This is a genomic window from Wenzhouxiangella marina, assembly GCF_001187785.1.
Lineage (GTDB): Bacteria > Pseudomonadota > Gammaproteobacteria > Xanthomonadales > Wenzhouxiangellaceae > Wenzhouxiangella > Wenzhouxiangella marina.
In genome coordinates, this window is sequence record NZ_CP012154.1 from 3,276,466 (window position 1) to 3,290,142 (window position 13,677).

At 66.7% G+C, this 13,677-nt stretch carries 13 protein-coding genes; 7 read left to right on the forward strand and 6 right to left on the reverse strand.

The annotated features are described in order from the left end of the window. Positions 1-74: 74 nt before the first annotated feature. A complete protein-coding gene (locus WM2015_RS13775; RefSeq protein ID WP_082169774.1) occupies positions 75-617 on the forward strand; it encodes a DUF805 domain-containing protein in 543 nt (180 codons plus the stop codon). 88 nt (positions 618-705) lie between these two features. After that, positions 706-1,173, forward strand: coding sequence for a PaaI family thioesterase (locus tag WM2015_RS13780; RefSeq protein WP_049726595.1), 468 nt, complete (start codon positions 706-708; stop codon positions 1,171-1,173). 41 nt (positions 1,174-1,214) lie between these two features. Here WM2015_RS13780 and WM2015_RS13785 read toward each other — a convergent pair whose 3' ends face one another. From WM2015_RS13785 to WM2015_RS13800, 4 genes are all read right to left on the reverse strand, one after another. After that, complete coding sequence (locus WM2015_RS13785; protein ID WP_049726596.1) at positions 1,215-3,782, reverse strand: Ig-like domain repeat protein; 2,568 nt, start codon at positions 3,780-3,782, stop codon at positions 1,215-1,217. A gap of 144 nt (positions 3,783-3,926) precedes the next feature. Beyond that, positions 3,927-4,517, reverse strand: coding sequence for a hypothetical protein (locus WM2015_RS13790; RefSeq protein ID WP_049726597.1), 591 nt, complete (start codon positions 4,515-4,517; stop codon positions 3,927-3,929). After that, entirely contained in the window at positions 4,514-5,086 is a 573-nt protein-coding gene (locus WM2015_RS13795) for a hypothetical protein (RefSeq protein WP_156201216.1), read from the reverse strand. The genes WM2015_RS13790 and WM2015_RS13795 overlap by 4 nt, the downstream gene beginning before the upstream one ends. Further along, complete coding sequence (locus WM2015_RS13800) at positions 5,083-5,664, reverse strand: DNA-3-methyladenine glycosylase I (RefSeq protein ID WP_049726599.1); 582 nt, start codon at positions 5,662-5,664, stop codon at positions 5,083-5,085. The genes WM2015_RS13795 and WM2015_RS13800 overlap by 4 nt, the downstream gene beginning before the upstream one ends. A gap of 52 nt (positions 5,665-5,716) precedes the next feature. Here WM2015_RS13800 and WM2015_RS13805 point away from each other — a divergent pair, with 52 nt between their 5' ends. The 5 genes from WM2015_RS13805 to WM2015_RS13825 all read left to right on the forward strand — a co-directional run bounded on the left by WM2015_RS13805 (position 5,717) and on the right by WM2015_RS13825 (position 12,551). After that, positions 5,717-6,166 (forward strand): hypothetical protein, encoded by a 450-nt coding sequence (locus WM2015_RS13805; protein ID WP_156201218.1) that lies wholly within the window; start codon positions 5,717-5,719, stop codon positions 6,164-6,166. A 125-nt stretch (positions 6,167-6,291) separates the two neighbouring features. Then, the gene (locus WM2015_RS13810) at positions 6,292-6,780 is read left to right on the forward strand and encodes a hypothetical protein (protein ID WP_156201220.1); all 489 of its coding nucleotides are present in this window, start codon (positions 6,292-6,294) and stop codon (positions 6,778-6,780) included. A gap of 116 nt (positions 6,781-6,896) precedes the next feature. Next, entirely contained in the window at positions 6,897-7,742 is an 846-nt protein-coding gene (locus WM2015_RS13815) for a DUF6279 family lipoprotein (protein WP_049726602.1), read from the forward strand. 80 nt (positions 7,743-7,822) lie between these two features. Continuing rightward, positions 7,823-8,740, forward strand: coding sequence for a diguanylate cyclase (locus WM2015_RS13820; RefSeq protein WP_049726603.1), 918 nt, complete (start codon positions 7,823-7,825; stop codon positions 8,738-8,740). Then, on the forward strand, positions 8,724-12,551 hold the full coding sequence (locus WM2015_RS13825; protein WP_156201222.1) for a response regulator: 3,828 nt from the start codon (positions 8,724-8,726) through the stop codon (positions 12,549-12,551). Before WM2015_RS13820 ends, WM2015_RS13825 begins: the two co-directional genes overlap by 17 nt. Before the next feature lie 6 nt (positions 12,552-12,557). Here WM2015_RS13825 and WM2015_RS13830 read toward each other — a convergent pair whose 3' ends face one another. Together WM2015_RS13830 and cspE are read right to left on the reverse strand one after the other, a co-directional pair. Further along, a complete protein-coding gene (locus WM2015_RS13830; protein ID WP_082169776.1) occupies positions 12,558-13,241 on the reverse strand; it encodes a YceH family protein in 684 nt (227 codons plus the stop codon). Between the two features lie 145 nt (positions 13,242-13,386). Next, positions 13,387-13,590: a transcription antiterminator/RNA stability regulator CspE gene (cspE, locus tag WM2015_RS13835; protein ID WP_049726605.1), complete on the reverse strand. Its 204-nt coding sequence runs from the start codon at positions 13,588-13,590 to the stop codon at positions 13,387-13,389. Between the last annotated feature and the right edge of the window lie 87 nt (positions 13,591-13,677).

Consider the following 13,677-nt stretch of genomic DNA (forward strand, 5'->3'; position numbering starts at 1 on the left):
CGGCTCGCTGTCGTGGTCTTCCTCGACCCGGCGCGCTAACTTGTCCCGAAACCCCACTCAGGAAGCGCAATCCCATGAAACTCGACGCGAAGCGGATTCGACAATTGCGCAGCGATCGTCAATGGACCCAGGAACAGCTGGCCGAGGTCTGCGGCCTGAACCTGCGAACGATCCAGCGCGTCGAGCGACAGGGCCAGGGCTCCGGAGAAACCCTGCGCGCCCTGGCTTCGGTGTTCGAAGTCCCCGCCGAATCACTGATCGCCACCACGGATTCCGACGCCTCGATGCCCCTGCGGATACTTGCGCGCGGGTTCGAGCGCTACCACGACTTCGAGGGTCGGGATCCACGGTCGGACTACTGGTGGTTCTTCGGGCTGCTGATCCTCGGGCTGGCAATCTGCCAGCTGATCCACCCGGTGGTGCTCGCCCTGGCCTCGCTCATCACCCTGCTCCCGCTGCTGGCCGCGGGTAGTCGGCGCCTGCGCGATGCGGGACACAGCCCATGGTGGCAGCTGTTCTTCCTGGTGCCCTTCGGCTTCGTGCCCGTGCTGATCCTGATGGCCCTGCCCTCGGCCGCGGCTCCGGAAACCGAGCAGACCTCGGAGCAGGCCGGCTGAGGCCGGACCCTGGCCTCGGCACGACGCCGCCAACCACCTCCCGGTGACATTCGATATCCTTGCCCGAAGACTCTCGGAGGATGTCGCGATGCAAGAACCTCGCTGCCTGCAGGAAACCTACGCCCCGCACAACGCCTGCTTCGGCTGCGGGCCATCGAACGAAAAGGGGCTGCGCATCCGCTCCTTCGTCCAGGGTGACAAGGTGGTGGCCGACTGGACGCCCGAGCCCCATCACGAGGCCTTCCCCGGGGTGCTCAACGGCGGCATCATCGGCTCCCTGCTGGACTGCCACTGCAACTGGACCGCGGCCTGGCACCTGATGGACTCGCAGGGCCTGGAACGTCCGCCCTGCACGGTGACGATGGAGTACACCATCAAGCTGCGCCGCCCCACCCCCACCGACGGCCCACTGCATCTGGAAGCCTGGGTGGTGGAATCGGACGGCAAGGTGGTGACCGTCGAAGGCCAGCTGTTCGCCGGCGACAAGCTCTGTGACCACTGTGTCGGCAAGTTCGTGGCCGTCGAGCCCGGCCACCCTGCCTACCACCGCTGGTAGGCAGGACGAGGACGAGCGGAACCGCTCTGCGCCGAGCGCGCCTAGTCGAAGCGGTCGCGGAACAGGCCGTCGCCATTGATCGGTGCGTACAGCCGACCCGCCGCCGATTCGGGGAACAGCAGGGGCGTACCATCGGGCAGGCTGGCGGCGGCCTCCAGTTCGATCCAGGCGGCATTCGGATCGGCGCAGCCCTGTAGATCCACTACCGAGGTCTCGCCGACGGCCAGGGCGAACTCGACATCCACCCCATCGCTACCACTCGCGGGCGTGCAGCTGCCGGCCGGTGCCATACAGGTCCAGCTCACCGGCGCGAGCAGCCCCCTCGGCACCGGCGCCTGCAGGCGCACCTGGGCAGCCACATCGGTCCCACGATGGTTCACCAGGATTTCGAACCGGACCGGGTTGCAGCCGCCGGCCGGCACCGAGCCGGCACCTCGCTCCTCGATCTGGGCCGGAGCGATGAGGATCTCGAGATCCACCCCGCTGGCATCGACCACCCGGATCACGACGCTGGCCGACTGAGCCTCGCCACGTTCTTCCACCGGCAGGCTGGTCGCGGTCACCTGACATTCGCCCGCGGCCAGCCCCGTCACCTGGTTGCCGGTCAGCTGGCAGAACGAGGCGCCTTCGCTCAAGGCCAGCTCGTAACTGCCGCTGCCGCCGCTGACGCTGAGGGTGCTCGACTGGGCCGTCAGGATCGTCGCCGGCTGGGCGCTGATCAGCAGCGGCGCCTCGACGGTCTGGATCACGCTCGACGAGACGCTGGCCGCGTACAGGGCATCCCCCGCATAGCTCGCCGTCAGGCTCCGCTGGCCGGCGGTCCGGAGCACCAGGGCGCAGGACCCACTGCCCTGATCCGGCGTACTCAGGGTGAACTGGCACTGATCGACGCCGTCGCTGACGACCACCTCACCCGTGGGCACCGGCGGCGGGTCACCGGCCAGCCCGCCGGACGCCGCGCGCAGCGGCTCGGCGACCGTGAAGCCGACCTGCACCGGCTGGCCGACCAGGGACGGGTTCGGAGAGGTCGAAATGATCTGGGTGATCGTCGGTGCCGGCAGCACCTCGAGGGCCACGGCCGCGGACAGGTCGTTGCTGAAGGTGTTCTGAGGCTGATAGAGCGCGTCCAGGTTCCAGGTTCTCGCGACAGGAAAGGAGCGCGTACAGCTGGCCTGACCCGATCCATTGACGGGCAGACCGACGCAGAGGAAGCCGCCGGAGTCGGCATCACGAATCGTGACGAAGCCGTTCTGCACCGTCTGGCTGGCGCTGCTGACCTGGGCCGTGATCGTGACCGACTGACCCACATCGGCCGGCGACGGGCTGATCGACACGATCTCGCTCCGGGCATTCACTCGCCAGTCGAAGACATGGCTGGAACCGCGGTTCTGGTCGTCGTTGTAGGAGCCGATCAGAATGTGATCGCCGCTGATGTCGATCTGCCCCCGGTTCTGCAGTGGAGGATCGAGCTCGAAGACATCGAAGCTGGGTGTCGAATCATCGAGCAGGGCCACGAAGGCCCAGGGGCCGCTGCTACGGTCGAACACCTGGGTCGGATCACCGCCATTGTTGCCCGGATCGCTGATGATCCGATCGCCACTGATGCGGACCTGCTGGCCGATCACCGTGTTCGCCGTCGAATTGATCAGGCGCGCCTGCAGCTGCCAACTCGATCCATCGTGCCGGTAGACATAGATCAGACCGCTGCCTGCCGTCGTGCCGGCCGTCGACTGGGTGCTGCCAATCACCAGATCGTCGCCGTCCATGTCCAGGGAGCGTCCGAAACGACCGAGGTTCAGGCCGCCACCATTGAAGCTGCTGGGCAGCAGCTTCTGGGTCTCGACCCAGCTCGACCCGTTGTACTCGAAGGCCCAGGCCGCCCCCGCGAAGTTGCCGGCGGCTTCGTGCCCGGCCCCGCCCATGACCAGGCGATCGGGACCCAGGGCCAGGGACCAGTCCTGACCGATCACGTCATCGGCCGTGGCGTCGCCGGGAATCAGGGTCTGTTCATGGGTCCAGCTGGAAAGCCCCTGGCGACGGTAGACGTGAACTCGCCCGGTGAAACTGTCCGTGGCGAAATCGGCCACGGCAATCCGATCGCCGTGAACGGCCACCGACGAGCCGAAGGACACCGCTTCGGCCAACACCGGCGGCAGGATCTGGAAGGTCTCCCAGTTGCCATCGAAGTGCTCGAAGACGTAGATCCCGCCGACGACATCGCCGCCCACCGCCGTGCTCGTCGCGCTGGCCACGGCGATCGGGTAGTCCAGGGCGACATCGCGTCCCAGGCTGTCGCCGGCGCTCAGACCGTTGGGAACCACCAGGCCTCGATCGACCCAGGCATTGCCGACCCGCTGGAAGAAATTGACCGCCCCGGTATTGTTGCCCAGGCCCGTATTTCGGCCCGGTGCACCGATCGCCGCCCAGTCACCGTCGATGGCGCCGCCCTGGCCGAACAGGTCGTCGGGCGCTTCACCCTGAATGGTCAGACGCGCCTCACCCCACCAGAGGCTCTCGGGCGTGGTGCCGCCCAGCGCCGGACCGAACGGCAGGCAGAGCCCGCCCCCCACCGCCATGCTCAGGGCGATACGACGAAGCCAGATACACATGGGCCGTCCCTCTTTGCGTTGATCTCTCACCGAACAACGCTATTCGGGCAGAAAGGGGCTCAATTTCGGATTCGCGATGCTTCCGACAGCGGCCTCGCTGCAAGCGCATCCGCCATGCCCCTGCGTGAGAAACGTGCTCGGGGCTCAGTAGTCGAGGCGATCGAACTCGCGGATATTGACCAGCATCTCGTGGGCGCTGTGCTCGAGGCTCTCGCGATCCCTGGCTTCGGACAGGCGACGGATGCTGTCGACGATGGCAATCCACCAGTTCATGTGCGTGGCCGACAGCTGGGCAGCCACCGCCACCAGATCGCGGGTCAGGGCCAGGGTCTCCTCGCCCTCGCGACGCAGGGCGATCAGGCTGTCCAGATCCGGGTGCTTCTTCGCCAGCTGTTCGATCATCCGATCGATGACCTTGGGATCGGTTTCCAGCTCGCGCGAGGCGGCCGGTTCGCCGTTGGGCTCGAGGAAAGCGATGTCGAGGCAGCTCAGCAGATCACGAAAGGAACCGCGCAGGCTCAGCCACAGCTCGCGGCGGCGCGCCTGCTCGCGTGAGTGCTGGATCAGGGTCAACAGGCCGATCAGGATGAAGCCCTCGATGCAGAAGGAGATCAGCTCGGGGACCAGGTCGTCATGGAAGGGACCGCTGAGATCCGGATTGATCAGCAGCATCCACAGCCCGATGCCGCAGATGCCGAAGATCAGCATCGGCGCGACGAGGAGCAGGCGGTTCATTTCCCGTCCTCCGTCGAAGCGTCCTCGTCGACCACATAGGCCCGAACCACGCGGGCGATCCGCTCGGCTTCGGACCGGGTCAGGTCGATCGGAATGCCCGCCACGTGGACGGTCAGGTCCGGGCGCAGTGCGATCGGGACCACCGCCGCGGGCGCTTCCCGAATCTCCATGCTGGTCCGTTCCGCCTCGGCCTGTTCCTGGCTGATCGCCGAACGCCCGTCCGGGCGCCGGGGCACGGCTCGCGCCTTGTCCCCGCCCACGGTCTTGAAGCTGGCCGGGTGTTCGTTCCACCCGAGAAAGTCTTCCAGGGCGGACTTGAAGCGCTCGACGTAGAGCGCCAGGGCCTCGACGCGGATGCTCGAGCCCTCGAGCTTGTGGAAACGCGACGCGAGTTGGTCCACGTCGAGACAGCGCAGGTCGCGCCGCTCCTCGTCGCTCATCTCCGATTGAAGCTGTTCGATGGCATTGCGCCGACTGCGCGCCACCGCCGGGTTGATCATGCCTTCCATGCCGGCCTGCTTGAGAAACTTCAGCAGGGCATCGACCGTGTAGGAGCCGTCGGGCATCATTGACTCGTTTCCTCTTGTAGCTCGGCCCAGCGCGGGCAGCTGACCAGGTGGTCGTTGACCAGACCGGTGGCCTGCATGAAAGCGTACACGATGGTCGGACCGACGAAGCGGAAGCCGAGTTTCTTCAGCTGCTTCGACATCGCCTCCGACAGGGGGGTCGAGGCTGGAACCTCGCCCATCGTCGCAAAGCGATTGATGATTGGCCGGCCATCCACCCAGCCCCAGATCCAGTCATTGAAGCTGCCGTGTTCTTCCTGCAGTTCGAGAAAGGCGCGGGCGTTGCTGACCGCCGAGCTGATCTTCAGGCGGTTGCGCACGATGCCGGGGTCGGTCAGCAGACGGGCCTCGTCCTGCGCGTCGAAGCGCGCCACGGCCTCGGGATCGAAATCGGCGAAAGCCTGGCGATAGGCCTCGCGCTTGCGCAGCACGGTGATCCAGCTCAGCCCCGCCTGGGCCCCTTCGAGCAGCAGGAATTCGAACCAGGTCCGATCGTCCTGCACCGGCACGCCCCATTCGGTGTCGTGGTAGTGCTGGTAGAGCGGATCATCGCCACACCAGGGGCAGCGGCCTGTGTCCATCAATCGAATCCTTTACCCTGAGGGGACAATCACCACGCATGGTAGCCCAGGCATGAATCCAGCGGGACCCGCCCTGTTGTCCCTGGCCAGCGCACTGCTGCTGGTCGGCTGCGGCGGCCAGGTCACCGACCGCATGGACACCCGTCCGGCCGCCGCCGAACAGGAGGAACGCATCATGAGCACGACGCAGACCCGGCTTTCCCTCGAGCAAGCCGTCGAAGCGGCTCGCCGCGATCTCGCGCAGCAACGCCAGGTCGACCAGGACGCGATCGAGGTCGTCCGCGCCGAGGCCGTGACCTGGGGCGATGGTTCGATGGGCTGCCCGGAACCGGGCATGTTCTACACCCAGGCGCTCGTGCCCGGCTACTACATCCAGCTCCGCCATGGCGGCGAGGACGCCTTCTACCACGGCAACCGAGTGCACGATCCCATGCACTGCCCTGCCGAGCGCAGCCTGCCGCCGATCGACCCGGGATCGATGGACGAAGACGCCCCCCGATAGCGCCGGCGGCAGGATGCTTCGGGCCGTGCTACATTCGGCCTCGGTCTGGCGCCGCATCGTCCTGAGCACTTCAGGCCGGGCCGCTGGGGGATTGTTCACCATCAATGAAAAGAGGGAACGCTTCGATGCCGTCTCGTCTCCATCTGCTTGCTCTGCTTGTGGCTACCGCGCTGCTGGGCGCTTGTTCCGGTTCGGATTCGGGTGACCATCCCGATACCGAGACCGGTGCCGATTCGACCCCGACGGCGGCCAGCGAGACCGAAAACGGATCCGAGTCGGCCCCGGCGGCCGTCATGGATTCGACCGCCCCGCCCCCGGCTCGCATGACCCTGGAGCAGGCCGTGGAAGCGGCCCGCAAGGACCTCGTCGAGCGCGCTGGATCGAGCATGGAGGCCATCGAAGTGGTCGAAGCCCGGGTCGTGACCTGGAACGACGGGTCCATGGGCTGTCCGGAGCCGGGCATGGCCTACACGCAGGCCCTGGTGCCCGGTTTCTTCATTCATCTCCGGGATGCCAACGGCGACGTGTATTACCACGCGGGCCGGAGCGGCCAGCCCTTCCACTGCCCCGAAGCGCGCCGGATGCCGCCCATGGATCCGGGCGATCTGGGCTAGGTGCCAACGGCAGGCCCGCCAGCGGGCTGATGTCGATCACCCGAATGTTCGACGCCGGGAAGATTTTGCCAAACGATTAACAAGGGCTTTATCAAGGCAGGGTTAAGCTCCTGCCCATGCGTTGGCCAACCCGTATTGTCCTGATCCTCGTCCTGGCACTGGCCACCAGCGCCTGCGGTGTACGCCTGGCCTACAACAACCTCGACTGGCTGATCATGCGCTGGGTGAACAAGCAGATCACCCTGAGCGCCGAACAGACCCTGGCCGTGCGTGATGCCCTGGACGCCAAGCTGGACTGGCACTGTGCCAGCGAGCTGCCCGACTACGTGGCGTTTCTGGAGCGCTTCGATGCCGACCTGGCCTCCGAGCGCCTCGATGCCGAGGCCCTCGAGCGTCACGGCCGCACGGTCAGCGAGTTCGGCCAGCGACTCGTGGCCCATTCGATGCCCACCATCGTCGATCTGTTCGCCAGCCTGGACGACGAACAGGTCGGGGAGCTGCTGGCCGGCATCGACCAGCGCAATCGGGAGCTGATCGAAGACGAGATCGTCGTCGAGGCCGCCGTTCGCCGGCAGAACCAGATCGACAGCCTGGTGCGCGGCATCGAGCGCTTTGCCGGCAGCGTCAACGAGGCGCAACGCGAGCGCCTGACCGCCTGGGCCGAGTCCCTGCGCTTCAGCGCCCCGCACGCCCTGGCCCATCGACTGCAATGGCGGGCCGAGCTGGCCGAAATCCTGGAGCTTCGCGGGCAGCGCCCGCGCTTCGATGAGCGGCTCAGCTCCCTGCTGGAACCCGGCGCCGGGTGGTCGGCGGAGTACACGGAGCTCATGAACCACAATCGCGCCCGGACCCTGGAAGCCCTGGCCGATGTCCACGCCCTGTCCAGTCCTCGACAGAAGCGCGAGTTCCGCGAACGCATCACCGATCTGGCCGACGACTTCGAGCGCCTGAGCTGCGGCTGAGCCGGGCCGGGAGGCGCTGTCCGGAGCGGCGGCCATCGCCTATACTCCAGTACTTTCCTTGGGGAGACTTCCGGGGGCGCATGTCCATGACCATCGACGGATCGATCCTCGGCGGGCGAATTCTGGTCGTTGACGACATGCCCACCAATCTACGGCTGCTCGCCAGCATCCTGTCCGACCGCTACCAGGTCAGCGCCGCCAGCAACGGCCGCGATGCCCTACGCCTGGCCGAGCGGGTCCAGCCCGACCTGATCATCCTCGACGTGGAAATGCCCGGCATGAACGGCCACGAGGTCTGCCGCACGCTCAAGGAAAAGCCCGAGTTTCGCCACGTACCGATCATCTTCCTGACCGGCCGCTCGGACGAGGCCGACGAGATTCTCGGCCTGCAGCTCGGCGCCGTCGACTACATCACCAAGCCCTTCAACCAGGCCGTGGTCCGGGCGCGAATCCATACGCATCTCGAGCTCAAGCGTTACAGCGATCTGCTCCAGCGCCATGCCTTCATCGACGGTCTGACCGGCCTGCCCAATCGCCGCCGCCTGGACCAGTACCTGAACGAGCTGAGCACGGGTGAGCGCAGCGGGGCCGACAGCCTGAGCGTGCTGATGATCGATGTCGACTTCTTCAAGGCCTACAACGATCGCTACGGACACCTGGCCGGCGATCATTGCCTGCGCGAAGTCGCCGCGACGCTGGCTGCAGCACGGCGGCGCGGGGACGATCTGCTGGCGCGCTACGGCGGCGAGGAGTTCGCCCTGTTGATGCCCGGAGCCGACCGGACGGTGGCCCTGGATCAGGCCCAGCGGCTGCGCGATGCCATGCTGCGCGCCGAGCTGCCACACCGCGATCAGCCCGACACCGGCCAGGTCACCATCAGCGTCGGCACCAGTTCGGGCGCGCTCAGCGCCGAGCCCGCGCAGGCCCTGATCGAACGCGCCGATCGAGCCCTGTACCAGGCCAAGAAGGAGGGACGCAATCGTGTCGTACAACTCTGACCGCTCCCGGATGGCCCGACTGAGCTTCCTTCTCCTGCTGCTGGTCAGTGCGTCGAGCCTGGCCCAGCTCAGCCCCGGTCACGGGCAGAGCGAGGTTCGCAACCATTCACCCCGCGACTATGGTTCGCAGCCCCAGAACTGGGCGGTCGTGAGTGATCCGCGCGGCGTGATGTACTTCGGCAACACCTCCGGTCCGCTGGAGTTCGATGGGGAGCGATGGCGCCAGCTCTTCACCGAGCAGCGCACCGGCGTACGCTCCATGGCCCTGGGCGAGGACGGCCGCGTCTACATCGGCGGTCAGGGCGAGATCGGCTACCTGGCGCCGGACTCTACGGGCCAGATGGCCTTCGTGTCCCTCAATCCTCTGATCCCTGAGGCGGAGCGTGACTTCGCCGACGTCTGGTGGACCCACGCCCTCGATGGCGGCGTCTACTTCCAGAGCCTGGCGCGCGTGTTCTTCTTCGACGGTGAAAAGCTTCGCTCCTGGCAGATCTCGACCCAGATGATCCGCAGCTTCGTGTATCGCGGCCAGCTGCTGGTCAATGATGGAACCCTGGGCCTGCACCGCCTGGCCGACGGTCGCTTCGAGCCCTGGACCGAGGCCGGCGCGCTGAACGGCTTGCGGCTGACCACGATTCTGCACGCGCCGCTGCCGGAGCGACCCGGGCGCGCCCTCGTCGGCACCCAGGACGGCGGCCTGTTCGAGTTCGAGAACGGTGAACTCACACCGCTGGAGCTGCCCGAGGGCCACCCGCTCCGGGGCACCCGCATCTACAACGCCCGCGCCATCGGCGAGGGCGTGTTCGGCGTGGCCACCCTGTCGCACGGCCTGCTGCTGATCGATGGCCAGGCACGGATCCTGCAGCACGTCGACCAGAACCGGGGCCTGGCCGGCAACCAGGTGCTCAGCTTCGGACTCGGCCCCTCGGGCGGGCTGTGGATGGGCCTGGGCAACGGCATCGCCCGAGTTCGCACGCTGCCGCAGCTGACGCGCTTCGGTAGCGAGCTCGGCATGGACGGGATGGTCCTGTCCCTGGCCCGTCATCAAGGCCAGCTGTTTGTCGGCAGCACCGCCGGCCTGCATCGCTTCGACCCGGCCAACGGCCGCTTCGAGGCCCTGTCCGACGCGGCGGGTCAGGTCTGGTCCCTGCTGTCCCTCGACGAAGGATTGCTGGTCGGGATGAGCACGCGGCTGATGCTGCTCGACGAGAACACCGAACTCCGCCTGCTCCATGAGACCGCGGCGCCCTACATGGCCTTCTATCGCACGGACGAGCAGCCCGATCGTGTCTGGATGGGTCACAACCTCGGGATCTCCACCCTGGTCCGCCGGGAGGGGCAGTGGCAGTACGAGTCCCCGCGCATCCGCACCCGGAGCTTCATCCGCTCCTTCGCGGCGGATGAAGGCGGCGCCCTGCTCGCCGGCGGCGACCAGGACGGCCTGTTGCGCTTCGACCCGAGGCTCGCCGATGCTCACGGCGAATACCCGGACAGCGATGTGCTGCACTTCGGACCCGAACAGGGGCTGGCCTCGAACCATCGGGTCGTGGCGATGGACTCGCCCGACGGTCCGCTGATCTGGAACGACTCCCTGTTCTACCGTCTCGACGCCGACTCCGCTCGTCTGGACCCCGATCCACGTTTCCATGATTTCCTGAACGACCCGGAGCATCTGTCGGCCAACGCGGCCGCCGGCATCGATCGGGAAGGACGACTGCTGATCGGCGAACAACGGCAGAGCCTGCCCGACCGCGTGGTCCTGCTCGGCCTGGACGCCTCGGGACAGTTCCAGGTCGAAGGTCCGCAGGCGCTGAGTCTGTTGCCCTCACGCAATCTATTTGCCTCGCTTTTCGAAGCCGACGGCCGGGGCTGGCTCGGCGGTGATGAAGGCCTGTTCCTCCTCGATCCCTCCGGCCCGACCCAACCGGACACCCGCTTCCGGGTGCTGATCCGATCCTTCGGTTCCAACGACGCTCCGATCCTGCACGGCGACGGGCTGGCCACGGCGGCTCCGGTCGAGCCCGACCGCTTCGACTATTCGACCGAGGCCTGGCGCCTGCGCTACGTTGCCCCCTGGTTCGAGGCGCCGGAGCAGCTCTTCTACCAGACTCGCCTGGTCGGCCAGGACGAGGACTGGTCGGCCTGGTCGCAGGAGACCTATCGCGACTACACGAACCTGCGCGAGGGCGCCTACCGCTTCGAGGTTCGAGCACGCAACGTCTTCGGCGAACTGAGCCCGGTCGCCGGCTACGAGTTCGACATTCTTCCGCCCTGGTACCGCAGCGTCTGGGCCTGGATCGCCTATGCCCTCGCTGGAGCACTGGCCCTGCTGCTGCTGATCCACTGGCGAACCCGTGCCGATCGCGCGGAGCGTCAACGCCTGGAAGCCCTGGTCGAAGAGCGCACCCACCAGCTGCGCAAGGCCGCCGAGGACGCCGAATCCGCCACCCGGGCGAAGAGCGCCTTCCTGGCCAGCATGAGCCACGAAATCCGGACCCCGATCAACGCCATCATCGGCTTCTCCTACCTGGGTGAATCGAGCGAGGATCTGAAGGAGGGACGTGACTACATGCGCAAGGTCGGACGCGCCGGCCGCACCCTGCTGGGTCTGGTCAACGACGTGCTCGATTTCTCGCGCATCGAGGCCGGCGAGCTGATGATCGAGTCCGTCGACTTCCATCTCCTGCACCTGATCGAGGAGCTCGAGGATCTGTTTTCCGTGCAGGCCCGCGAGAAGGGCCTGTCCCTGACCCTGGAACTGGACGAGGACCTGCCGCGGATCGTTCGTGGCGACCCGCTCCGGGTCAAGCAGGTGCTGATCAACCTGCTCGCCAACGCCATCAAGTTCACGCCCAGGGGTGCCGTGCGCCTGCGTGTTCATCGCCTGAACGGCGACCGCCTGGCCTTCGAGGTCAACGACACGGGCATCGGTATCGATGCCGCCCGCCTGGGGGACCTGTTCAAACCCTTCACCCAGGCCGAGGCGGGCACCGCCCGTCGCTACGGCGGCACCGGTCTGGGACTGAGCATCGCCCGAGAACTGAGCGAGCGGCTCGGCGGCTCGCTGGAGGCCACTAGCGTGCCCGACCAGGGCAGCAGCTTCGTCTTCACCGTGCCCCTGCCCGAGGGGCAGGAAGTCAAGGGCAGGATCGCCGGACTGCAGACCGATCTGAGCGGCGTTCGTGTGCTGGTGGTCGAGGACAATCCGGTCAACCAGGAAGTCGTGCGCCGTCTGCTCACCCGTCAGAACGTCCAGGTCGAATGCGCCGAGGACGGGCCTCGGGCGCTGACGCTGATCGAAAGGCAGCGCTTCGATGCGATCCTGATGGACCTGCACATGCCCGGCATGGACGGCCTGGAGCTGACCGCGCGCATCCGCGCCGGCAAGCATTCACCGGGCATCCCGATCATCGCCCTCACCGCCCAGGCCCTGGCGGGCCTGCGCGACCAGTGCCTGGCCGGCGGCATGGATGATTTTCTGAACAAGCCCTTCGATCCCCGCCAGCTCATCGAGACCCTGGCCAGACACCTCGATCGCGCGATGGTCGAGGCACCGGCAGGCATCGATTCGGAGGGCGGATCGGAGGCGGACGAGGCGATCGACCTGGAGTCGCTGATCGAACGGCTGCGCCGCCATCTCGAATTCGGCGAACCGGACAGCGAAGCGCTCTGGCGGCGCCTGCGGCGGCACCCGAACTGCGACTGGGCCCAGAGCGATCTCGACGACATCGAACGCCGGATCGAGCGCTTCGAATTCCAGGCGGCCGCGGAACGGCTCGACGCCCTGACCGGCCAGGGCAAGGCCGGCTAGCCGGCCTCAGTCTTCGTCCAGTCGGGCCTCGATGGCGGCCAGGCGACGCTCCAGCTCGGCCACCCGCTCCACCAGATCGGCATCGGCCGGCGTGGCGGGAGCGGCAGGCGCCATGGCCGCGGGCGGCGGCATCTCCGGCTCGCCGCAGAGGCGATGGGCATAGCGGTCTTCGCGCTGCCCCGCCGCTCGTGGCAGGCGGACCACCATGGGTGCGTCGCGCGAGGCCAGACGCTCGAGGTTGTAGGCCACATCGTCGAGATCATCGAAGCGGTGCATGCGCTCGCTGCGGGTGTAGAGCTCGGACAGGGTCTGCGGTCCGCGCAACAGCAGCAGGCCGATCAGGGCGCGCTGGCCGGGCGTGAGCTCCAGCGCCGAATCGACGCGATGACGGTAGCGGGTGGCGCGAGCGCCGAAATCGCTACGCACCAGCTCACGCTGCTCGAGCTTGCGCAGGGCCTGGCCGACGCGGCCGGGGTCGAGTTTCATGACCGGATGGCGACTGGTCTTCTGATTGCAGGCCGTCATGCAGGCATTCTGGGTCAGCGGGTAGGTCTCCGGAGTGGTCGACTCCTTTTCGATCAGGCAGCCCAGCACCCGTGCTTCCTCGGCACTCAGGGGTGGATCCAGCGGCAGCGCCTGGTCGGCTTGGCCTTGTCCGGCCTCGGCCTGGCCGAATGTCTCGTCGCTCATGATCGTTCCTCGAAACCGTGGTGGCAGAAGAATTATGCCCGAGCCGGACCGAGCGCATCCGCCTGTCCGCAGAAGCCCTTCCCCATAACGAAAGAACCCCGCACTTGGCGGGGCTCTCTCGAGTCATCCTTGAAGCAGGACGAGATCAGGCGGGCACCACGTTGGCTGCCTGCGGGCCCTTCGGGCCGTCCTGAATGTCGAAGGACACTTTCTGACCTTCTGCCAGGGTCTTGAAACCCGAGCCCTGAATGGCGCTGAAATGCACGAAAACGTCCTTGCCACCATCGTCCTGACTGATGAAACCAAAACCCTTCGCCTCGTTGAACCACTTGACGGAACCAGTTGCCATGTTACTTACTACCTTTGCAAATAAAAAATGAAAACGCTTGCAGAGTAGGAGTGGGGTTTTCGGAGGTAAATCTGGAGGGAAGAACGA